This is a genomic window from Seonamhaeicola sp. S2-3 (assembly GCF_001971785.1).
Classification (GTDB): domain Bacteria; phylum Bacteroidota; class Bacteroidia; order Flavobacteriales; family Flavobacteriaceae; genus Seonamhaeicola.
Map to the genome: position 1 here is coordinate 2,928,468 of NZ_CP019389.1, position 23,473 is coordinate 2,951,940.

A 23,473-nucleotide genomic window follows, 5' to 3' on the forward strand; every position below is an offset into this window, starting at 1 on the left:
TTGTTTTATTAACGGTAAATATATTAAAAATAACATTTAATCAATTTTAAAACGTTTGTTTGTGGTTGTATTTTTGAATTATTAATAATATAATCTATTTAATTGTTGAAAATACGCAATAAATTAGGTTTAGTGATATGAATTGTAAGCTAAATACAAATAAATGATTAAGAATTTGATAAAAAAAACATTAGATGAAAAGTTTAAGGCGCTTGAAGCAGAGAATGCTCCAGGTCAAGAAGTAAGACAGGACTTAAGTCAACTTGATAATATAATGAAAGGTAGGAAGTTAGAAGGAGTGTCTGTTGATTTTTCTCATGGAGATATTGACGCATTTCCTCCTACTCCAAATTCAGAAAAGTATTGGGAAGAGGGGTTTAGTCGAGGAGCTTCACAGGCTTATACTGAATACCGAGGTGCTTTGGATATAAGAAAAACTTTAGCAAAACGTCTTGGGGATTTTACAAAAAAGCCTGTCTTGGCAGATAGTGAATTAATTTTAACACCAGGAACTCAAGGTGCATTGTTTTTGGCTTTAGGGGCAACTGTAGCTACAGGAACTAAAGTAGCGGTTGTAGAACCAGATTACTTTGCTAATAGAAAACTAGTTAAATTTTTTGGAGGTCAAGTCATGCCTATTACGTTGCGTTATTTAGAGTCTAATTCTAATAATGGTCTCGATCTTAATGAGCTTGAAACGGCATTTAAACAAGGTACCACAGTTTTAGTTTTCTCAACACCTAACAACCCTACAGGGTTAGTGTATTCACAAAAAATGATAACAGATATTGCTGTTTTAGCAAACACTTATAATGTAACCGTAATTGTAGATCAATTATATTCTAGAATGCTTTATAGTGGTGAGGTTTATACACACTTACGTTCATGCCAAGTGCAGCCAGAAAACCTTATTACAATAATGGGGCCTTCTAAAACAGAATCTTTGAGTGGTTATCGTTTAGGAGTAGCTTTTGGGACGCCTAGCATAATAGATAGGATGGAACGTTTACAGGCAATTGTTTCTTTAAGAGCGGCAGGTTATAATCAAGCTGTTTTTGAAACTTGGTTTAACGAACCCGACGGATGGTTGGAAAATAGAATTAATCAGCATGAAGCTATACGCGACGAGTTACTTAAAATTTTTAGAAATGCAAACCTTCAAACAGCAACTCCTCAAGCGGGAAGTTACTTGTTTCCTAAATTACCAGCATTAAGTGTAGATTTAAATACGTTTGTTAGGTTATTAAGATATCAAGCACATGTAACAGTTACGCCAGCATCAGAATTTGCACCTCATTTAAAAGATAGTATTAGGCTTAATTTTTCGCAAGACCATGATGCTGCAATAGAGGCTGCAAAACGAATTGTAAAAATGGTTGAAATATATGCCTTATGAAAACAGTAAATAAAAATCCAATACCACAGGGTAAGTATATTCCAGCTGTAAGGCATGCTAATGTTATTTATACATCGGGCATGACACCTAGAAAAGATGGTAAACTAGTTTATTCGGGGAAAATAAAAGCTACGGCACCTGTTGAAACATATAAAGAAGCTGTTGAAATAGCAACATTAAATGCTATTAATGCAGCTGTTAACTGTTTAGAGGCTGACGAAAAAATTTCTAGGGTATTGCAAATGAGTGTTTTTTTAAATACAGAAACAGATTTTACAATGCATTCTAAAATAGCAGATTTTGCATCAGAAATTATTATAAATAATTTAGGAATTCTATGTATAGGAAGTCGTGCAGCAATAGGTGTGTTATCTTTACCATCTAATGCACCTGTAGAAATAACATTAGTTTGTAGTGTTAATTAAGAAGTGGGTATTTCGTTATAACTATAGCTTTTTTACTGACTTACATTTAATTTTAAAATAAAATTAATAAATCGTTAAGAAAACCATTGAATCCTTTTTGTTAATGTTTAAAAAAGTTGTTTCAATGAAAAAAAGTCGATTTATCCTAAAAATCAACTTTTAAATAATTATTAATAAAATTACCTTTATGGTATATAATTATCTAAACAATAACAATTGTACTGAATTAAAAACATTATAAATAAAAAAACATTGAATTATTTGTAATTATAAGTTTTTTATTCGAGTCATCAAAAAAACAATCATCTATGAAAACCAAACTTCATCATGTTTTAAAGAAAACATTATTAGTTACAAGTTTGTTTTTAACATTTTTTCAAAGTTATGGTCTTAAGTATGGCATAGGAGCTATAAACAAGAACATTGATTTTTTTGAAGTAAAATGGAAAAAATCAAACTTAAAACTTCCTCAAAAAAGTATAGAGGGTAAAGTTACAGATCAAAGTAATGCACCTTTAATAGGAGTTACCGTCATTATAAAAGGAACAAGTAAAGGAACAACTACCGATTTTGACGGTAAATTTAGATTAAACACAAAGGAAGGAGACGTGCTATTATTTTCGTATTTAGGTTATGGAGATGTAGAGTTAACAGTAGATAGTAGAATATTTTATGATGTGAAAATGAGTCCCTCGGCTGAAGAACTAGATGGAGTAGAAATATTTTCTACAGGATATCAAAAGATTAGTGAAGAACGTGCAACTGGATCTTTTGCAAAAATTAATACTAAGGTTTTAGAGCGAAAAATAGATCAGAGTATTATTGGTAAAATTGCAGGGGAAGCTCCAGGTGTACAGTTTGATCCGTTTATTCAAGAAAAAAATAATATCGGACTTGTAATTCGTGGTAGAAGTTCTATTAATGCTACTACAGAGCCCTTAGTTGTTGTTGATGGATTTGCTATACCAGGAGGTTTTGGTACTATAAATCCTAACGACGTGGAAACTATTACTATTTTAAAAGATGCGGCGGCAACATCTATTTGGGGAATTCGGGCTGCTAATGGTGTTATTGTAATTACCACTAAAAAAGGTGAAAATAACAGTAAATTGGCGGTAAATCTTTCTGTAAATTCCTCAGTAACTTTAAAACAGGATATTTTTGAAGCACCCTATGCCGATCCTAGCACACAAGTAGATTATCAAATAGGTTTGTTTAATTTCGAGCAGTATTCGCAACAAAGAAATCTATTTGATGGCAGCTTAAATGAATTTTCACTATATCAAACCAACGCCGTTAGAGAAACTTTGCTAAGGCTTCAAAGGGGAGATATTGATATTGCCACGGCCGACGGTAGAATAGAGGCTCTTAGAAATAATGATGGTAGAGAAGAATATTCTAGACTCTTTTTAAGACAAAAGTTGTGGAATCAATACAATTTAAGTGTGTCTAGTGGTAGCGAAAAATATAATTTTAATTCCTCACTGGTATACAATCAAAATAAAGGAGAAATTGTAAAAGATAAGTCAGATCAATTTATTTTAAACGTCGTAGGTAATTATAAGTTTACCGATAAATTACAAGCTCGATTTTCCAGTAATATATCGCAAACCAAAAGTGAATTTGGTATTAGTACAGGGCCTGTAGATTACTTAATAAACTATCCTGTGTTTGAGCGTATTGTGGATGACAATGGTAATTACCTACCTATGCGTGGTGGTGTAAATATTGAAAGTTCTCAACTAGCGCAAAGACAAGGTTATCCTTATCCTTGGACTTTTAATCTTAAGCAAGAGTCAGACAATATGGATAATACTTCAACAACAACAGATATTCGTATTCAAACAGGATTAAATTACGAAATTTTAAAAGGTTTAAAAATCGATTTAAGTTACCAATATTTATGGTCGTCGTATTTTGGTCGTAACTTACTAAACGAAAATAGATTCACAACCAGAAACTTAGTAAACTACTTTGCTCAAGTAGATGAAACTGGCCAAGTCATAGAAACTCCAGTTCCCGTAGGTTCTTTGTTAGATACCTCCACAAGAAGTACTACAGATAACACTTTTAGAGGGCAATTAAATTATTCAACTAGTTTTAAGGATGGACTTCATAATATTGATGCCATAGCTGGGTACGAGGTGCGTAAACAAATATCAGAGTTTAATAGAGATCGTAAATTTGGATACAATGACCAATCCCTAATTTTTACACAACCTAATTTTAACACCCTTTATTCTAGTCCCATTTTTGGCGGACAACGATTAATTAGTTCAAATTCGAGATTAACATATACCGAAAATAGGTTTTTATCGTACTACGTTAACGGTGCTTATAATTTTGATAAGCGTTATACCATTTCGGGGAGTATGAGGTTAGATGATACCAATCTATTTGGTGCATCCGAAGAATTTAGAAACATACCTTTATTTTCAGTAGGTTTAAAATGGAATATCACTAAAGAAAATTTCTTTAATTCTACATTTTTTAATAATCTTAATTTAAGAGCAACCTTTGGTTCTGGTGGAAATGTAGATAGAAATACATCGCCATTTTTAGTAGCCAGACAAGGTCGAGATCAGGGAAGTTTTTTAAACAACTACCTAACTATTTCAAACCCTCCTAACCCAACATTACGTCTAGAGAAAACAAAGACCCTTAATTTAGGATTAGATTTTTCTATGGCAAACAGTAGAATTTATGGAAGTGTAGAATTTTATAATAGAAACAGTGAAGATTTATTGGCAAGACGCAATATAAGTCCAACCTATGGTTTATCTTCTTCATTCTTAAATGTTGCCGAACTATACAACAGAGGTATAGATATAGATTTAGGTTTAAGAATTATAGATACCAAAGATTTTAAATTTGATACAAGAATACTTTACAGTCAAAATAAAAATGAAATAACTAGTATAGACGAAAGTAATCCTGGTGAAATATTCCTTTTTACACAATATGACGCTAACTCTTTTGTAGTTGGAGACCCGGTTGATAATTTTTATAGCTTTAGATATGCAGGTTTAGATGAACAAGGGAATCCATCTTTCTTTAATGAAGATAATGATATTATAGAAGTGGGTGGAGATATTGGTGCTATAGAGGCTTTAAAAAGTGAAGGTTCTAGATCGCCTACACGTACTGGCTCATTAACCAACACATTTACTTATAAAAATTTATCATTACGAGTGCTTACAGTGTATTCTGGTGGAAATAGATTTCGATTTGAAAGAAATTACGACCCTAGATTTTTTCAAAACAATGTGTATAGCGATTATGTAAGCAGATGGCAACAACCTGGAGACGAATTACTTACCGATGTGCCTAGACTTACATCGCCAAATGAAACGCAAACACCTCTTTATTTGTATCTAAACGAATCAGATAGAAATACCGATGATGCTTCATACATTCGTTTATCTCAAGTTAATTTATCCTACCAGTTTCCTGAAACTCTAACTAAGAAATTATCTATGAATAGTTTTACGGTAAGCTTGCAAGCAGATAATCTTAAAGTTTGGAATTTTAATAAATGGGATGTCGATCCTGTAAGTCGAACCATACCCATTCCTCCAACCTTTACACTTAACTTAACGACAACATTTTAATATCCAGACTTATGAAAACTACAAAATATATCATTATTATATTAGTAACGTTCGTATTAACCGGGTGTACTAGAGACAATTTCTTGGATTTTCAACCCAAAGGAAAAGTTATACCGTCTAAAATAGAAGAATTTAGAGCGCTATTAGATCAAGTAGAACCAGATCCAAACGTAAACTTTACACAGGGGTTTGGTACACATCATGATTTTACCATTATAGCAAGCGATAATTATTTATTAACAGAACAAGCACGAGCCAGTTTTGGTATTAGTCCAGAAGAAATTAATCTGTATTTATTTAAAGAACAAATTTCTACAGAAAATGGAGACGATAATAACTGGATTAGATATTACAATCAAATTTACGTTGCCAATGTGGTTCTAGAAGGATTAAAAACGGTTGAAAATGGCACGCCAGAAGCTATAGCCGAAGTAAGAGCAGACGCATCATTACAACGCGCTTTTGCTTATTTTAATTTGGTAAACATTTATAGTGTGCATTACAATCCTGAAACCGCAGATACTGATTTAGGGGTGCCTATTAGAGATGGAATAGAATTGGAAGGTGCAGATTTTACAAGAGCCTCAGTTGCCGAAGTGTATAACCTTATTCTTAACGATATTAATAATAATATAGAGGCTCTGCCAGATTTACAACCAGCAAATTTAAGTTTTAGACCCTCTAAAGCTGGAGCTTATGCGTTTTTAGCTCGTGTTTTAATTTACCAAGCTAAATATGAAGAAGCTCTTGAAGCTGCTAATAAAGGCTTAGCTTTAAAAAATAGTTTGAGAGATATTAATAATGACCCAGCAGATCCAAGAGATGCCAATGTGTTAGCATATCCTTTGGCCGTTCAAGACGAGCAATTAATTTGGTTTAAAGATTCCGGAGGATTTACTTTAGTAACCACACCAGAATTTTATGGTTTATATGATGATAACGACCAAAGAAAAAAATGGTTTGCCGATGCCAGAACCTATTTCTTTGCAGAGATAGACAACCCTGTACTTGTTGCCCATAGAGCTAATAATAACACCAATGTGTCTTTAACAACTGCAGATTTGTATCTAATGCGTGCAGAATGTTATGCCAGATTGGGTAATATAGAACTAGCGAATAACGATTTAAACACACTAAGGGTAAATCGTTTTAAAACTGGAACCTATGTTCCTGTTAACATAACAGATCAAGACGATTTAATCGCCTTTGTAAAAGATGAAATTAGAAGAGAGAAAGCCATGAGTACCTTAAGAATTTTTGATATTAAACGTTATAATCGTTTTGATAACGACAACATAACTGTTACTCATAGTTTTAATGGAGAAACAGTTTCTATAACACCAAATAGTCTCAATTGGGCATTACCCATTGCAAACAATTACATTCTTGCAAATCCAGAAATAGAACAAAATCCAAGACAGTAGTCTCAAATGTAAAAAATATAATTATGAAAACAATTTTTAAATCTATAATAGGTGTATTTCTCTTATTAATTAGCTTTTCTTGTGATGAGTCTAAAGATAATGTCTCTGGGATATTAATAAATACTGAAGATTTTACAATTGAAGCACCAATTGTTGTAAAAAAACGAGATACCCTAGGCTTTTTAAAAGGAAGCTCTAATAAAGGCGAGGTTACCTTCTCTTTAATTTCTCAAACACCAGAAAATAGTGTTGTACTGGGGTTAAGGTATGGAGAAATAATAGTTGAAAGTCCAGAGTTTTTTAATTCAGATATTACAGACGAAGTTAATCTAGTTATTGAAGTTAAAAAACAACAAGAAACAAAAATATCCAACGTAACCATTCGAAGAAATTTAAACGATCCAGACGGCGATGGTGTTGAAAGTAGTATGGATAGTGATCCCAATAGCCCTTGCTTACCTGTACAAGATGTAAATTATACTGGGTACAATTCTTACAATAGTATTTGGCGTGAGGCCGATTGCGACCAAGATGGTATTTCTAATATAGATGAATTAACTAATGGTACTAATCCGTATTTTGATGAATCGTCCATAGGAGATACCGATGGTGATGGACTTAAGGATGATGTAGATTCAGATCCAAATAACCCTTGCTTACCAGAACAATTTATTGGGTATCAAGACTTCGATGCCGAGAACGACATTTGGGCAGCAGCAGATTGTAATGGTAATGGTATTTCTAATGGAGATGAAGTTGCCGCTGGAAGATCGCCTTATCCTTTTCCAGATATACCTTGTAATGACATATTTAACTTCGAGTTAGAAAATTACGCTAGAGAGTTAAGAACAGTAGATTCTAACAACGGAGAAGGCGTTACTATTGGGGTTGTTGGAGAACAATGTGGTACTATATTCTTTACCGGAGGAGGTATCTTTAACCAAGGCTGTTTTAATGATGATGTACGTATACCTTTCTATTTTGAACCTTCAGATCAAACATCATCTAATGGTAGAGTGTTTGTAGAACTCACAGAGTATTCATGTTTATCAGAAGACAGAATGTCTAGTAGAAACTTTACGGTAGAAGGTTTAGGAACCTATGCAGGTGCTTCTAGAACCGTAGAGTTAACATATATCATCACACAACTAGATGATGATATCCCTGATGATGAAAGAGTAACTACCGGAACACTAATTATCAGGCCGTTATAGCAGTGAAATTAACAGATTTTACACAATATCAACATAATAAAGCAAGAATTATGAAATATAAAATAAATATAAAATGGTCACTTTTGTTAGTAGTTTTTACATTGGTTTTTAATTATTCATGCGTCGAAAATAATGAAGAATTTATTAGCGAAGCAATGGATACTGATGGCGATGGCGTGCTTAACAGTTTAGACGAATTCCCTGATGATCCGTGTTTACCCGTTAAAGATGGTACATATACTGATTTCAATGTTTTTAATGCGGTTTGGCAAAATGCAGATTGTGATGGTGATGGGGTCTCAAATGCAGATGAGTTTGAAGATAAAACTCGCAACCCCTACGTAAACGAGGATACCGATACCGATGGCGATGGCGTGCCAGATTTTTTAGATGAAGCACCACAAAACCCTTGCATGCCTGAGCAAGATGAAGGTTATATTGGTTTTGATTCTGATAATGAAATATGGTCTAACTCAGATTGTGACGACGATGGTGTCTCTAATATAGATGAGTATATGAATGGAACAGACCCATACAAAGGCTGTAATTTAGATTTCGATTTTAGTAATTTTGAAGGCGAACTACAAGCTCGAGACTCTAATAATGGAGATAATATTATAGTAGCTTCTTTATTAGATAGTTGTAACGAAATATTAATAAGCGGAGACTTTTTAAATTTAGGTTGTACCAATGAAAATATTGAGTTTATAGTGTTCTTAGATCCTTTTGTAGAAGGCGGAAATGAAGGGAATGCCCTTATCGAAAATGCTACTTTTAATTGTGTTAATGAAGCAGGTGATACCATAGAATATACATTTAATGCTTCAGGTTTTTTTAGTGGTAATGATGGGTTTATGGAATTTTTTGGCTATACCCTAACCGGAGATGGAGAAACCATTTCAGGAAATTTATTTATAGATCAAATTTCAAATGGTGGCGGAAACGAACGGGATAGATGTAGTTTTGAAGGCGAGTATAATAGTATTGTAAATATTGATGGAAACGAGAGCTTTGGGGTTGGTATATTTACCCAAAATCCAGAAAATTGTTATGAATATATCCTTTCTGGAGACTTCTTAAACTTAGGTTGTAATAATGATTTTGAATTAGGAGTATTCTTTGGCGAAGAAGCAGGAGGCTCTGAAGTTATTATAGCCGAAAAAACCTTTACCTGCGAATCGGATAGTGGAACCGTTGAATATACCTTTAGAGGCTTTGGAAGTTATTCTAATTCAGAAGGTTTTATAGAATTATCAGAATTTACATTAAAAACTTCAGATGGTACCGAAAAGAATGGTACTATATTTTTTGAAGCTTTATAAATAAAAAAATAATTAATAAAGTATTGAAAGAATGGAAAGATATGTTGTCATGATCTCTTTATTGCTGCTTGTATCGAGTTGTAGAAATGTTCAACCAGACAATTCGTTGCAAAATGATAGGTCTAAAGTTGCTCAAAGAATAAAGGACGAAATAAAACCTTTATTTAGAACCTCGATTACGGCAACAGAAATTGATTTTATTAAAGAAACCGATAATGATGCCTTTCTAAATCTTAAGTACATTGGTCAACAAACAAAAGAAATGCCAGGGGGACTTTCAGATGAAGGTTTAATGGATAATGGCACCTATGTGTTTAAAGCGCTTTTTTCCGATGATAAATCTGTTGAAATTTGGTTACACAGTAGCTTTGGCAATAAGGAAAAAGCCAAAGCATACGCCGATAAATTAACAAGCAGACTGGGTAAATTACCATCATTTATGCGTAATACTTTAAACCATGTCGTAATTCATACTGGCAATCATACAGCTTTTGCAGAAGATGAGGGTGGTTTTTTTGTGCTGTATTCCGATAATATGGATACCAGAATACGCAATAATGATCTAGAAGAAACCGTTTTTCATGAAACATGCCATGTCACATTTGATTTGAAATACGCAAAAAGTAAAGGGTGGAAAGCAATTCAAGCAGCCGATAAATCATTTATAACAGAATATGCCAAAAGCAAACCTAATCAAGAAGACATTGCGGAAACGGCATTATTTGTCTACACCATGAAAACATATCCAAATAGATTATCAAAGGAAATAGAACAATGGGTGAAAACTAATATTCCTAACAGATATGAATTTTTAGAAAAGTTCTTTTAGAAAAACAGAATAAAAAAATTAAATTATGAAATTAAAAAGTATAGCTAGAGTTTTTTTTCTGTTGATGTTGTTGGTATTTACTAATTGCACCTCAGACAAAAAACCATTTATTAGAGAAGATCTTAAAGATCAAGAAAATGGTAGTGATGACGAGAATACCAATGAGGGAGATAATACACCTTTATTTGAGTTTTCGGTATCTGGTACTGGTATCGATTATATTAAGTCTACAGATCCAGACACATTTTTAGGTATTGAGTATTTAGGACAGTTTGCTAAAGAAATACCAGGAGTAGAACCCACACTAGACTCTAACGCTTATGTTTTTGAAGCGTCGTTTACTGATGGTAAAAAAATTGGTATTTGGTGTCGTAGTAATTTTGAAACTCTGCAACGCGCCACTGAGTATGCTAATAAATTAACAGATAAATTAGGTAAGTTACCTGTTTTTATGAGAGATGAATTAAGCCATGTAGCTGTGTTTTCTGGCGCAAGTAGAGCTTCTGCTGAACCCGATGGTAAATTTTTCTTTATCTCTGATAAGAGAATAGATGAAAGACTAGCGGATAATCAACTCGAAGAAACGGTTTTTCATGAAACAACACATGTTTATTTTGAAAAAAGGTATGGAACAAGTACAACCTGGAAAAATGCCCAAAATACAGATGGTATTTTTGTAACCAAATATGCAGAGGATAATCCAAACGTAGAAGACATACCTGAAACCGCCATATTTGTATACACCATGGTTAAATATCCAGGACGATTATCTCAAAATATTGAAAATTGGGTAAAAGAGAATATACCTAATCGGTATGAATTTTTAGAGACATTTTTTGAAGATTAAAATAAAGAGTGTAGAGTTTGCTATTAATTTCGGTGGTATAAAAAAATGTAAAAAGTTTAAAACATGGGAATAACAAAAGCTATACATGCACTTGTGTTTTTTTTCTCGCTAATTTCTAGCGGAGAAAAAAAAGACGGGGTTACAGTTCAACAAGATTTAAAGGCAGAAAATGAAATTTCTAATAACACTATTAGAGTTCTCTCAAATGATACCTTAAGAATACCCGTTGTGCATCATATATCTAGAGATAATAATGGTAATAATGCGGCTGTTTCAGAACAACGTATAAAAAAAATAATGGGAGATATAAATAAAAATTATAAATCAGGAAAAATTCAATTTTTTACTAAAGCCATTAAATTTATTGATAGTACACCATGGAATACCCAATTTGTAAAGCAAGATGATTTTACTGAAAGTAAAGTTTTAGCTTCATTTGAAGATGAAAATGCGTTAAATATATTTTATTTTATCAAATTATTAAATAGACGCCATGGTGAAATTATTGGAGAGTTGGGGGCAACAGCATTATTCCCAAATCAAGGTAATAACATAAAATTAAGTGCTACTTCTGTAGAAATTGAAAATACGGCAACAGCAACACACGAAATAGGGCATTATTTAGGACTTTATCATATAGATGATGATTTTAAAGATAGCCAAGGAAGAATTGAGTTAGTCAACGGGTCTAATTGTGCAGAAGCAGGTGATAAAATTTGTGACACACCTGCTTCGCCAGGCCTTAAGGAGTCTAACATGAAAGATTGTGTTTATATTGGAACAGAAACAGACCCTATTGGTGAAAAATACCATCCAGATACGTTTAACTTTATGACGTCATCGGGGAGAACCAGAGCAGATGCTGCTGGTTTATGCAGAAGACATTTTAGCCCAGGACAAATAGAAAAAATGATTTCAGTATTAAATAATGAAAGGGCGTATTTAATAACAAAAGAAGAATAGTGTTTAAAAAAATCTAACTAATAAATTTAATTTTAACAACTCTACATCTTATCAATATCTCAATGAGAATATTATTTAGTAATATAATTTTTTTCTTTTTAGCTCTATGTGTTTACAGTCAAGAGGCTAAGCCATTATATATGCCACGAGAATTTCAAGAAGCCTACAAAAACAAAACACGAGTGTTTAATGGAGATGTAGGAGAGAACTATTGGCAAAACTCTAGTGTTTATGTTATAGAAGCAGAAATAGTTCCCGGTACCTGGAAAATTTACGGAAAACAAACCATATCATACACAAATAATAGTCCAGATAGTTTGTCTGAAATTGTTATTAAAATGTACCCTAATCATTATAAAAAAGGAGGCGTACGCGCTAATAAAATTCCTCTTGAAAATTTAACCAATGGCATGGTTATTTCAAACTTAAAGGTTAATGATGAGGTGGTTAATTTAGGTATAGACGCATCGGTAAGTAATTTGGCTCACGCTACCAAAAAAAAGAATCCAAGTAGCAATATATCTGTGAGTTATAATTCCACCTTTTTAACATTAGAATTTAATAATAAACCCATACCTCCAAATTCTACTACAAAATTGTCTATGGATTGGGAAACAGAAATGCCTTTAATTTATGTGAATAAAATAGGAGCTTATGATAAAGAAAGCGCTTTTATGGGCTATTGGTACCCTCAAATAGCAGTTTATGATGATATTGATGGTTGGGATAAAAATGAATATACAGGCGCCCAAGAATGTTATACCGATTTTGGCAATTTTAATGTAAAAATTAAAGTGCCAAAAGGAAATTATGTATTTGCAACTGGAGAATTATTAAATGCGGAAGCGGTATTGAGTCCGCAAGAATATGAAGCCTATATTTTATCAAAAACCAGCCCAGATAGTACCCGTATTTTAAATGCTAATACTAAAGATGAAATTGGAAATTCAAAATCTACATGGCATTTTAAAGCAAAACAAGTTAGAGATTTTGGGTTTGGAGTGTCTAACAATTTTAATTGGCTAGCAAATACCACATTAATTGAAGATAAAAAGGTGTCTTCCAATATTGTTTATAGTTATAAAGACGAAAAAAACCTTAGAGATCTTTTAAATACTCAACAAAAAAGTATTGAATATTTATCTAATGAATTACCGGGTGTTCCTTACCCATACCAAAGCTTTACATCATTTATAGGGGTGCCAGAATTTGATGGTATGGAATTTCCAATGATGGCAAATAACGGATTCTCAAAAAGAGAAATAAGTAATAACCTGATGACGTTTCATGAATTAGCACATACTTATTTACCACATTGGGTAGGGATAAACGAGGTAAAATATTCTTGGATGGAAGAAGGTTGGGCTACTTTTTTAACTTTTAAATTTTGCCAAAACTTTTATAAGGATACCGCATTTGAAAATTATGAATTACAACGCGCCATAAAAAGTTATAAAAGAAGTGCGGGCAAGCAATGGGAACCCCCTTTGTTTAGTCCGTCAAATTATATGGTGGTTAGAAATATGCACTTTCAGCAATCGTATCGTAAACCTGCTTTTATGTATTTAGCTTTAGAACATCTATTGGGAGAGGAGCGTTTTAAAAGGTGTTTTAAAACCTATTTAAACAGATGGAAAGAAAAACACCCAACGCCTTTTGATTTTATGTTCACTTTTAATGATGTAAGTGGTGAAAATTTAAATTGGTTTTGGAAAAAGTGGGTTTTTGAATATGGTTATGCCGATTTGGGGTTAAAAAAAATAGAAGGTTCAAAAGTTGTATTAGAAAATGTAGGCGGCTTGCCTGTACCCGTGTCTTTAAAATTAACTTATGCCAATAATAAAACCGCTATCATTAATAAAACACCAGAAATTTGGTCATCAGGAAAGTCTAGCGTATTTATAGAGATTGTAAATGTGGAAGGTTTGATTTCTGTAGAGTTAATTTCAGATTCATTTCCAGATGTTAATACCACCAATAACTTAATAGAAATAAAAAAATAGAGCGTTTTTATGGTGTTATTACGTCTTTATCAAAAGTAAAAAAAGACCTGCTTTAAAAACAAATCCATACTACGTATCATATGAAAAAACTAGAATTGCATTGGCAAATATTAATTGGGATGATTGCTGGAATCCTATTCGGTTTCGGGATGACTCAAGTGGCGTGGGGGCAAGAATTTGTTTTAGACTGGATACAGCCTATTGGGAATATTTTTGTGAAACTTTTAAAATTAATAGCCATTCCTCTCATATTGGCGTCCTTAGTAAAAGGTGTTTCCGATTTAAAAGATATCTCTAAGTTTAAAAGTATTGGACTTCGTACCATAATAATTTATACCATAACTACATTGGTAGCAATTAGCATTGGCTTGTTAATAGTAAATATAGCGCAGCCTGGAAAGGGAATTCCGAAAGAAACTATAGATAAACTAATAGAAGCATATTCTAGTGATAGCGGTGTAACCTCCAAATTAGCAGAGGCCTCTATGCAGAAAGAAAGAGGACCATTACATTTTTTAGAAGACATTGTGCCAGATAATGCTATTTTTGCTATGAGTGATAATGGCTTAATGTTACAGGTTATCTTTTTTACTATTTTCTTAGGAATCTCCATTTTACTTATAGGGGAGGAAAAAGGAAAACCTTTAAAAAACTTTTTCGATTCTTTAAATGAAGCCGTTTTAAAAATGGTCGATTTAATTATGCTAACAGCCCCAATAGCGGTATTTGCGTTACTTGCAAATGTTGTTGTGTCGTCTAGCGATCCAGATTTGTTGATAGCGCTGTTAAAATACGCGGGTGTGGTTTTCTTAGGGCTTTCATTAATGATTGTTTTTTATTGTATTATGATATCTTTATTTACAGGTTATAGTCCGGTAAAATTTTTATCAAAGTTAAGCCCAGCACAGTTATTAGCTTTTTCAACAAGTTCTAGTGCAGCAACGCTTCCAGTAACTATGGAGCGAGTTGAAGAACATATTGGAGTAGATGCCGAGGTTTCAAGTTTTGTTTTACCTGTTGGTGCTACGGTTAACATGGACGGTACAAGTTTATATCAAGGTGTAGCCGCTGTATTTATTTCACAGGCATTGGGTTTTGATTTAACATTTGCAGATCAATTAACCATTGTGTTTACTGCTTTATTAGCGTCTATAGGCTCTGCTGCTGTTCCTGGTGCTGGTATGGTGATGCTGGTAATTGTTTTGGAAGCTATAGGTTTTCCTTCGGATAAATTAGCTATTGGTTTAGCTTTAATTTTTGCCGTAGATCGTCCGTTAGATATGTGTCGTACTGTAGTTAATGTAACTGGGGATGCCACGGTGTCTATGTTAGTGGCTAAATCTGTAGGGAAATTGGGTAAACCAAAAATTAGAAATTGGGATGACGCATTAAAAAATAAATAATATACCCAATGCAATGCAGTACACTTTTCAGTTTGAAGTGAAAGTTGAAGATACTACTGAAAATGATTCTAAGACTGTATCTTTAAGGTATCCTAAAAAGGGGAATTCTACATAGTTTTTCCAAATCCGGCTCCAGCGTTATTGACTAATACATCTATTTTTCCATATTTTTCTATAATTGTCTTAACGACTGATTTTATTGAATCTAATTTTGTTACATTTAAAGAGAGTATTTCTATAGTAAGATTTTTAACCTTCTTCTTTGCTTTTTTTCGTTATAAATAGGAGACGCTTGTAATAGGTACACGAAAGATATATTTTTTATTAAAAGAAGACTTTCAATCACAAGTCACATAATAGGTAGAGATGTCCTATTTGATTATTTACGCTCAGCATCCTTATTTGTTAAATCAAAGAAGAGTTACACAAAAATAACCAACTCTAAGCATTGGCTTTAAAATCTTTTCTTCTTGATTCATTTTAACTAATTTTAATATTACTAATTTATTTAAAATTGTCAGATTAAATCTTAACTATTACAATTTATTTTAGGACAATTCAAAGTTATTTAGTTCTGTGCCAGGTTCAATTTCATAAGGAGGTTCGTTTACCTTAAAAATTCTTGCTGTTAGTTTTCCTTTTAAAACAATAGAATCGTTTTTTACATGTAACCAACTACCTTCTCTTAAGCCAACAACAGGAGGAGTGTTAAAATAATGAAACTCTTTTATCCTAGTTTCTCGAGTTTCTCCCATGTGTTTACTATTGCTATCTGGGTCTAAATAATGTGGGTTAATATTAAAAGGAACTAATTTTAAAGCATCAAAACTTGGCGGATATACAATAGGCATATCGTTAGTTGTTTTAATAGTTAATCCACAAATATTACTGCCCGCACTAGTGCCTAAATAAGGTGTGCCATTATTTACAGCCTTTTGTAAAGCATTAATTAAATTATTTTTATAAAGCTTATTAGTTAAAACAAAGGTATTGCCGCCACCTACAAAAATACCTTTAGCTTGTTTTACAGCTTCAGCGGGGTTATCATATGTGTGAATACCTTTTACTTCCTTGTTTATTTTTTGAAAGGCATTTTGAGCTGTTTTTGTGTAATCATCATGAGAAATACCACTTGGTCTTGCATATGGGATAAATAAAATTTCTTCAGTATCTTTAAAGAAAATGGCTAGTTCATCTAAAATATATTCTAAGTAACTACTGCCGTGAATGGTTGAGGTACTAGCAATAAGAATGTTTTTCATTTGTTTTATAAAATTAAGTGTTTAGTAAAACTAGCTATTTCTATGATTTAACAAAAGTTTAGAACCATTTTTAAATATAATTAAGATAATAAACCGAACTTTATAATTCAAACCAAACCTTATGAAGACAGTAATTTTTTTATCCAGTTTATTGTTAATCACTTTTTTTGTTGAAGCACAAGATATAAATAGAGTAGAAGTTCAAGGAAAAATTTATGCCAAAGCTAATGATGTAGAAGGTGTAACCGTTTTTAATACTTCTACGGCTATAGGAACTATTACAGATAAAAAAGGAGAGTTTACTATGGAAGTAGCTCTTAATGATATCATTCAAATATCGGCACTTCAATTTAAAGCTATTTCTATTACTATTACTGAAGATGTAATAAACTCAAAGAAACTAAAAATTCATTTAGTTGAACATATTAACAAATTAGATGCTGTTTTAATCTCTTCGGGGCTTTCTGGAAATATTGCTACAGATATTGCTAACGTTAATTATTTAAAACCTATTTTGTTAGATATGGGAAGTATGAATGTAGATTTTGAATATTATGATGATAAAAAATATGATGCTAAAGTGGTTGAAGCCGATTTAAAGTCTAGAATAAGTAAAGGTGAATTATACAACGGATTTGATTTAAAGAAAATTTCTAAATTAATATTTGGAGCAAAAGATAAAAAATATAAAAATCCTGAAAGTTTTACGTTTGAGAAACCCATTGAATTGGTTGATATTTATTCGCATGAATATATAAGTAAGGTGTTTGAAATTCCTTTAGAAGATGTAGAAAAATTTGTAGCTTATGTAGAGGGGCATGATCTTGATAAAGAACTTCTAAAAAAAGGAAATGAAATTAAGTGCTTGCAGTTCTTATATGAAAAAAGTCAGCAGTTTTTAAAAGATAAGGATGCAAAAGAGTAATTGTTTTTTACTTTTCTTTTGTCTGTTTGTTTTCAATGTAACATTTTCCCAATCTGTTGAAATTGAAGGAAAGGTTATTAGCAAAACAGATGTAGAAAATATTCATGTAATTAATAAAACAGCCCAAACCTTTACTATAACAAACAAAGGCGGAAGTTTTAAAATAACAGCAAAAGTTAATGATACACTTCAATTTTCATCTATTCAACAGGGAATTAAAAACGTAGTTGTTTCAAAAGGGGTAATTGTCTCAAAAACTATGTTAATTCAATTAGATGAACAGGTAAATGAACTAGATGAAGTAGTAGTAGGTAAAGTGCTTACAGGCGATTTATTATCTGATATAGAAAATGCAGAAACAGACACACCTATCAATTTTTATGATGTTGGCATTCCTGGTTATACTGGTAAACCCGCAACACAAAGTGAAAGGCGGTTAGACGAAGCATCAAGTTTTAACCCATCAGTTGGTTTTGCTGGTTCGGTTTCAATATTACCAATAATTAATGCCATTACAGGTAGAACAAAAAAACTTAAACAAAGGGTAGAGTTAGAAGCACAAGAAGATTTGTTAAGAAAAGTGAAATCACAAATACCAGAAGATTTTTTTATTAATTACCCTTTAGGAGAAACATTAAGAGCAGATTTTTTCTATTTCTGTCAAGAAGATCCAAATTTTACTAACCGATGCAAAGGGAAATCAGATTTAGAAGTATTTCAATATTTAAAAGAAAAATTACATCAATACAAGAAAAACCTTCAATCTACTGATGATTAATCTTTTTTTTGGAACACTTTTTGAAAATCTGTTTACATTAGCAAAAAATTAATAAATGCAGCGTTTTAAACCATTTCTTTTCTTTTTAATAATTCCTTTAATTGCATTTACAAATATTCATAAATATTACATTAGTGTTACTCAAATAGAGTATGTAAAAGAAGAAAAATCAATACAAATCATCTCAAGAATTTTTATTGATGATTTAGAAAATGTACTACGTAAAAGGTACAATGATTCTATAATTATTGATGACCCTCAATACGTTAAAGAAACCAATAAGTATATTGAAAAATACTTGAGAAATAAAATAAAAATAAAGGTTAACGGAGCGGAAACTAATTTTAATTTTGTTGGTAAAGAGTACAATTTAGATATAGTAAAATGTTATCTTGAAATTAAAAATATAGAAAACATAACCTCTTTTGAAATAAGCAACAAAGTTTTGTTTGATATGTTTGATGACCAACAAAACATTATAAAAACTAATATAAACTCTAAACAAAAGAGTTTCATTTTAGTGTCTCAGAACGATACGGTGGTGTTAAATTTTAATTAAAAACGCGTTAAACTTTACTTAAAATCCTTAATTTCGTTCACTTTTTAAATAAAGAAAAGGTTTATTGTTTTAAATAGTAACCTTTTTCTAGTAAAAAACATAAAATTCAGTAATGAAAAGACTAAAGTATTATTTATTGTCTGTAGTTTTTCTGTCTACAGCTGTTTTTGCCCAGGCTCAGGAAAAAGAACAAGTTAAAACAGGGCATACCAACAATAACAAATTTAAGCAGTTGTATGATGAGTTTGCAACACCGAATATGTATAGATCTGCATCAGGAGCTCCAGGTAGCGCCTATTATCAACAACAAGCAGATTACAAAATGGATATTGTTTTAGACGATAAAAATGCTAGAATTGCTGGTTATGAAACTATTACTTATACTAATAACTCTCCAGACCAATTAAAATACCTTTGGGTGCAATTAGATCAAAATGTAAGGGCTAAAGATTCTAAATCACCCTCAATAGAAGAAAGTAATGTGAGGCCTGTAATGAGACCAAATGAATTTGCCTCTAAGTTCATGAAAAAACCTTTAGAAAGAGGTTTTAACATACAAAAGGTAGTAGATGCTAACGATAAGCCCCTACCATATACAATAAACAGAACCATGATGCGGGTTGAGTTACCAAGCCCACTTGAAACAGGTGATAAATTTACTTTTTCAATTAGGTGGTGGTATAATATAAATGATCATGTAAAAGAAAACGGACGTTCTGGTTATGAGTATTTTCCAAAAGATGGAAATAGAGCCTATGTAATAGCCCAGTTTTTCCCAAGAATGGCAGTATATAATGATGTAGAAGGTTGGCAAAACTCTCAATTCTGGGGCGTGATGAATTTGCATTGCCATTTGGAGATTATGAAGTTGATATTACCGTTCCTGCAGATCATGTTATGGAAGCCACAGGAAAACTTATAAATAGAAAAGAAGTTTTCACTAAAGAAATGATGAAACGCTATGAAGCTGCAAAAAAATCATATAGAAAACCAGTTTTTATTGTAACCCAAGAAGAAGCAGAAGCTGCAGAAAAAGGATTTTCTAAACAAACAAAAACTTGGAAATTTAAAGCAGAAAATGTTAGAGACTTTGGTTTTGCTACCTCACGTAAATTTATTTGGGATATGATGGCGGTTAAAATTGGAGATAAAGATGTCATGGCTGTATCTCTTTACCCTAAAGAAGGAAATCCGCTTTGGGAAGAATGGTCTACAAAAGCTGTTGCTAGTACTTTACAAACTTATTCTAGAATGACCTTTGACTATCCATACCATAAAGCAGTTTCTGTACACGCAAAACAACAAGGTATGGAGTACCCAATGATTTGTTGGAATTATGGTAGGCCAAAAGAAGATGGTACATACAGTGACCGCGTAAAATACGGTATGATGGGCGTTATTATTCATGAAGTAGGACATAACTTTTTCCCAATGATTGTGAATAGCGATGAACGTCAATGGACATGGATGGATGAAGGTTTAAATACATTCTTAGAATATTTAGCTCAACAAGATTTTGGAGAAAAATATCCCGAAGCATTATCACCACAGCATGATAAATTTCCATCAGATAGAGGTCCAGCTCATTTAATTGTACCTTATATGAGAGGAAATCAAGATTATATGGCTCCTATAATGACCAAAGGTTTAAACACATACCAATTTGGGAATAATGCCTACGGAAAACCAGCAACTGCTTTAAATATTTTACGCGAAGTAGTTATGGGGCATGAATTATTTGATTATGCTTTTAAAGAATATGCTAATAGATGGATGTTTAAGCACCCAACACCAGAAGATTTCTTTAGAACAATGGAAGATGCCTCGGCAGTAGATTTAGATTGGTTCTGGAGAGGTTGGTTTTACACTACAGATTGGGTAGATATAGGTGTAAAAGACGTAAAGAAATTATACGTATCATCTAAACCAAATAGCTTTATTAAAGATTTAGTAAACCAAAGAGGCGGAAATATTAATGATTTACCTCCATTAGTATATTTTGTTGAAGAAGGAAGTGAAGATTATTCAGAAAACATGAAAACTAAATCGTTGTTAGAAAATTCAATACCTCTCAAAGAGTATATTATGGATAACTTTACACCAGCAGAACAAAGGCAAATTAAAACACCTAAATTCTTTTATAATATTACTTTTGAAAAACCAGGAGGTTTAGTAATGCCAATTATTGTTGAATATACCTATGCAGATGGCACCAAAAAAACCGAAAAATATCCAGCTCAAATATGGAGAAAAAATGATAGAGAGGTTTCAAAAGCTATTGCATCCGAAAAAGAAATAGTTAGTATTGTTATAGACCCAAATTTACAAACTGCCGATATTGATACCAGCAACAACTACTGGCCAAGAAAAGAACAACAAAGTGAATTTGATAAATTTAAAAGTAAAGTAAAACAATAACATAATAAAAGTCTACTTTTTTAAGTAGGCTTTTTTATTCTATAAACAACTCACTATATTTGTACTGTGATATATCGACCTACATTTTTATTTATAAGCGGCGCAGAAATAACTTTTATACTCTTTATAGTTATTATGGTTTTTGGCGCAGATAAATTACCAGAAATTGCTCGTGGTTTAGGTAAAGGTATGCGCGTGCTTAAAGATGCTACAAACGACATAAAGCATGAGATTACTAAAACTGCAGAAAACCACGGTATAGATACCAGTATAACTAATGATGTAAAAAAAGAATTAGATAAGGTAAAAGACGATTTAGAAGATTTTACCGGTTCTGTAAAGCGTAAATTATAACACGCCTACTTTTCATACAGTAAGTCATACGCTTTGTCAGGTTTGCATGTATTTTAGCGAATTTTAAGACCTATAAACGATTATTTTCTTTCAACAGGTTCGAGGCATATAAATTTATAATTACCAAATCTTAAATACTTAGCCTAATGAAACCGAAGATATTAGCATGTTTTCTTGCATGCACTGTTATGGCCTTTGGTCAAAGTGAAAGAGATATTGTCAAAAGAATTGACAGTATTAATTCAAAAGCTATTTCACACTATTCCAATCAACAAATACTAGATTCTTTTAAAGAGTTTAATAAAGCTAAAAAATTATCAGACTCCATTGATGATGATTATGGATCAAGTCCAAAATCTGGGTTTTTACCATTTTAAGAATATAATTTAATCAAGCGATATAAGAAGTATTCCGTATTCCTGACTCCCCTAAATTGAGATCTAAAAGCCTTTACTTTGGCATTAAAGGATTCAGCTGAAGCATTAGTACTTCTGTTTATAAAATAGTTGAGTACAGAGCGGTAATTTAAAGTAATACTATTGGCTACCGTTTGGAAGCTCTTAAATCCTGACTCCTCTACATCTTTGTACCAGTGGGCTAGTTTGGTGTAAGCTACTTTAATATCTATGGCTTGGTTAAAAATATTCCTCAAGCCTTGAACAAGTCCATAAGCTTTCTTTAATTCTGGGTATTCATTAAACAATATCTGTCCCCTCTCTTTCTGATTTGGAGTCCATTTATCTGGGGATTTATACAGTAGATATCTACTCCTGGCCAGGAGTTGTTTTGAGCTATCACCATTAGAAAAAGTTACAGGTTTAAATTCTTTGTCGGCAGCTCTAGATAGCTTTATCTGTTCATTTTCTTGATCCAAAGCTTCCCATCGGTATTTGATACGAAGATCTTGGAGCGCCTCTATTGCCAGCTTCTGTACATGGAACCTGTCTGTTACTTGGATGGCTTTCGGGAAACATTTAGTGGAGATTGTTTTCATAGAGTTAGCCATGTCTAAGGTAATCTCTTTCACTTTAGCACGCTTCTTTGCTGGGATCTTCAAGAGTTGTTCGATAATAGGCTCCACTTTAGTTCCGTGGAATATCCCAACTAAAGCCCCTTTCTTTCCTTTGGCCTTCTTATTGGTAATGATGGTATAGAGCTCTCCCTTGGACAGCGCTGTCTCATCAATGGATAAATAAGAACCTAAGTTTTCAGGGAAAACAAGCCACTGTTTAGCATGACTCTTATGCTCCCATTGCTTAAAATCACTTAAGTGATCCTTATAATGTCTTTGAAGCCTTTTTCCGGACATACCATACTGGTGCCCAAGTTGTTGGCTGCTCAGAGCAGTATTATCAGTCGATTTCTTTTAAAAAAGCAGCAAACTCTTTTGATATTCGAGTTCCCTGTGCAATAAATTCATCCCATTCACGACTTACTTTAATCCTCTTTTTATCAAGTAGAACGTCCCAACGCCTTCGTTTAAGATTTAATGATAGTAGATTGTCTCGAACGGGATAATCCTCGATTATTCGAGGCTCCATGAAGCCACTGGCTTTATACTTGCAATCCTTGTACTTAGATGGTATTTGTTTTTTCTCCTCCAAATATATCGTTAGACGGTTCTCATATAAAACATGCTTTATAGGCTTCTTATCGAATCCAACAATATCAAAATACTCTAATATTCCTTCTGGTAATATTAAACTTAACAAGGATAACTCAGTGTCTTTATTCATCAAT

At 32.5% G+C, this 23,473-nt stretch carries 20 protein-coding genes and 1 pseudogene; 17 read left to right on the forward strand and 4 right to left on the reverse strand.

What is annotated here, in order from left to right:
• The first annotated feature begins 163 nt into the window (after positions 1 to 163).
• The 11 genes from BWZ22_RS12730 (at position 164) to BWZ22_RS12780 (ending at position 15,437) form a co-directional block, all read left to right on the forward strand.
• Positions 164 to 1,396, forward strand: a complete 1,233-nt coding sequence (locus BWZ22_RS12730; protein WP_076700533.1) for a pyridoxal phosphate-dependent aminotransferase — start codon at positions 164 to 166, stop codon at positions 1,394 to 1,396.
• Positions 1,393 to 1,821 carry a RidA family protein gene (locus BWZ22_RS12735; protein WP_076700535.1) on the forward strand — a complete coding sequence of 143 codons (429 nt, stop codon included), beginning with the start codon at positions 1,393 to 1,395 and terminating at the stop codon, positions 1,819 to 1,821. Before BWZ22_RS12730 ends, BWZ22_RS12735 begins: the two co-directional genes overlap by 4 nt.
• A 308-nt stretch (positions 1,822 to 2,129) precedes the next feature.
• On the forward strand, positions 2,130 to 5,432 hold the full coding sequence (locus BWZ22_RS12740; RefSeq protein WP_076700538.1) for a SusC/RagA family TonB-linked outer membrane protein: 3,303 nt from the start codon (positions 2,130 to 2,132) through the stop codon (positions 5,430 to 5,432).
• An 11-nt stretch (positions 5,433 to 5,443) separates the two neighbouring features.
• Positions 5,444 to 6,856 (forward strand): RagB/SusD family nutrient uptake outer membrane protein, encoded by a 1,413-nt coding sequence (locus BWZ22_RS12745; RefSeq protein ID WP_083692340.1) that lies wholly within the window; start codon positions 5,444 to 5,446, stop codon positions 6,854 to 6,856.
• A gap of 23 nt (positions 6,857 to 6,879) precedes the next feature.
• Positions 6,880 to 8,070 carry a hypothetical protein gene (locus BWZ22_RS12750; protein ID WP_076700543.1) on the forward strand — a complete coding sequence of 397 codons (1,191 nt, stop codon included), beginning with the start codon at positions 6,880 to 6,882 and terminating at the stop codon, positions 8,068 to 8,070.
• A gap of 50 nt (positions 8,071 to 8,120) precedes the next feature.
• Positions 8,121 to 9,392, forward strand: coding sequence for a hypothetical protein (locus BWZ22_RS12755; RefSeq protein ID WP_076700545.1), 1,272 nt, complete (start codon positions 8,121 to 8,123; stop codon positions 9,390 to 9,392).
• A 31-nt stretch (positions 9,393 to 9,423) separates the two neighbouring features.
• Positions 9,424 to 10,221, forward strand: a complete 798-nt coding sequence (locus tag BWZ22_RS12760) for a hypothetical protein (protein WP_157607965.1) — start codon at positions 9,424 to 9,426, stop codon at positions 10,219 to 10,221.
• Positions 10,222 to 10,246: 25 nt separating this feature from the next.
• Positions 10,247 to 11,068 carry a hypothetical protein gene (locus BWZ22_RS12765; protein WP_076700550.1) on the forward strand — a complete coding sequence of 274 codons (822 nt, stop codon included), beginning with the start codon at positions 10,247 to 10,249 and terminating at the stop codon, positions 11,066 to 11,068.
• 63 nt (positions 11,069 to 11,131) lie between these two features.
• Positions 11,132 to 12,031 (forward strand): M43 family zinc metalloprotease, encoded by a 900-nt coding sequence (locus tag BWZ22_RS12770; protein WP_076700552.1) that lies wholly within the window; start codon positions 11,132 to 11,134, stop codon positions 12,029 to 12,031.
• A gap of 140 nt (positions 12,032 to 12,171) precedes the next feature.
• Complete coding sequence (locus BWZ22_RS12775) at positions 12,172 to 14,034, forward strand: M1 family metallopeptidase (RefSeq protein WP_198027615.1); 1,863 nt, start codon at positions 12,172 to 12,174, stop codon at positions 14,032 to 14,034.
• 80 nt (positions 14,035 to 14,114) lie between these two features.
• The gene (locus BWZ22_RS12780; RefSeq protein WP_076700557.1) at positions 14,115 to 15,437 is read left to right on the forward strand and encodes a dicarboxylate/amino acid:cation symporter; all 1,323 of its coding nucleotides are present in this window, start codon (positions 14,115 to 14,117) and stop codon (positions 15,435 to 15,437) included.
• A 107-nt stretch (positions 15,438 to 15,544) separates the two neighbouring features.
• Here the strand turns inward: BWZ22_RS12780 and BWZ22_RS12785 are convergent, their stop codons facing one another.
• Positions 15,545 to 15,676: an SDR family NAD(P)-dependent oxidoreductase gene (locus tag BWZ22_RS12785; protein ID WP_083692471.1), complete on the reverse strand. Its 132-nt coding sequence runs from the start codon at positions 15,674 to 15,676 to the stop codon at positions 15,545 to 15,547.
• A 309-nt stretch (positions 15,677 to 15,985) separates the two neighbouring features.
• On the reverse strand, positions 15,986 to 16,699 hold the full coding sequence (gene pepE, locus BWZ22_RS12790; RefSeq protein ID WP_076700558.1) for a dipeptidase PepE: 714 nt from the start codon (positions 16,697 to 16,699) through the stop codon (positions 15,986 to 15,988).
• A gap of 121 nt (positions 16,700 to 16,820) precedes the next feature.
• Here pepE and BWZ22_RS12795 point away from each other — a divergent pair, with 121 nt between their 5' ends.
• The 6 genes and pseudogenes from BWZ22_RS12795 to BWZ22_RS12820 all read left to right on the forward strand — a co-directional run bounded on the left by BWZ22_RS12795 (position 16,821) and on the right by BWZ22_RS12820 (position 22,110).
• Entirely contained in the window at positions 16,821 to 17,624 is an 804-nt protein-coding gene (locus BWZ22_RS12795) for a carboxypeptidase-like regulatory domain-containing protein (RefSeq protein ID WP_076700561.1), read from the forward strand.
• The gene (locus BWZ22_RS12800) at positions 17,611 to 18,402 is read left to right on the forward strand and encodes a hypothetical protein (RefSeq protein ID WP_076700563.1); all 792 of its coding nucleotides are present in this window, start codon (positions 17,611 to 17,613) and stop codon (positions 18,400 to 18,402) included. Before BWZ22_RS12795 ends, BWZ22_RS12800 begins: the two co-directional genes overlap by 14 nt.
• Before the next feature lie 55 nt (positions 18,403 to 18,457).
• Positions 18,458 to 18,961: a DUF6702 family protein gene (locus BWZ22_RS12805; RefSeq protein ID WP_076700565.1), complete on the forward strand. Its 504-nt coding sequence runs from the start codon at positions 18,458 to 18,460 to the stop codon at positions 18,959 to 18,961.
• A gap of 112 nt (positions 18,962 to 19,073) precedes the next feature.
• Positions 19,074 to 21,379: pseudogene (locus BWZ22_RS12810) on the forward strand (M1 family metallopeptidase).
• Positions 21,380 to 21,445: 66 nt separating this feature from the next.
• The gene (locus tag BWZ22_RS12815) at positions 21,446 to 21,733 is read left to right on the forward strand and encodes a twin-arginine translocase TatA/TatE family subunit (RefSeq protein WP_076700567.1); all 288 of its coding nucleotides are present in this window, start codon (positions 21,446 to 21,448) and stop codon (positions 21,731 to 21,733) included.
• 146 nt (positions 21,734 to 21,879) lie between these two features.
• Positions 21,880 to 22,110 (forward strand): hypothetical protein, encoded by a 231-nt coding sequence (locus BWZ22_RS12820; RefSeq protein ID WP_157607966.1) that lies wholly within the window; start codon positions 21,880 to 21,882, stop codon positions 22,108 to 22,110.
• Here the strand turns inward: BWZ22_RS12820 and BWZ22_RS12825 are convergent.
• The gene (locus tag BWZ22_RS12825; protein WP_076697213.1) at positions 22,107 to 23,042 is read right to left on the reverse strand and encodes a transposase; all 936 of its coding nucleotides are present in this window, start codon (positions 23,040 to 23,042) and stop codon (positions 22,107 to 22,109) included. The two genes, BWZ22_RS12820 and BWZ22_RS12825, sit on opposite strands and share 4 nt — an antisense overlap.
• A gap of 43 nt (positions 23,043 to 23,085) precedes the next feature.
• The gene (locus BWZ22_RS12830) at positions 23,086 to 23,469 is read right to left on the reverse strand and encodes a hypothetical protein (RefSeq protein ID WP_076697215.1); all 384 of its coding nucleotides are present in this window, start codon (positions 23,467 to 23,469) and stop codon (positions 23,086 to 23,088) included.
• Positions 23,470 to 23,473: the final 4 nt, after the last annotated feature.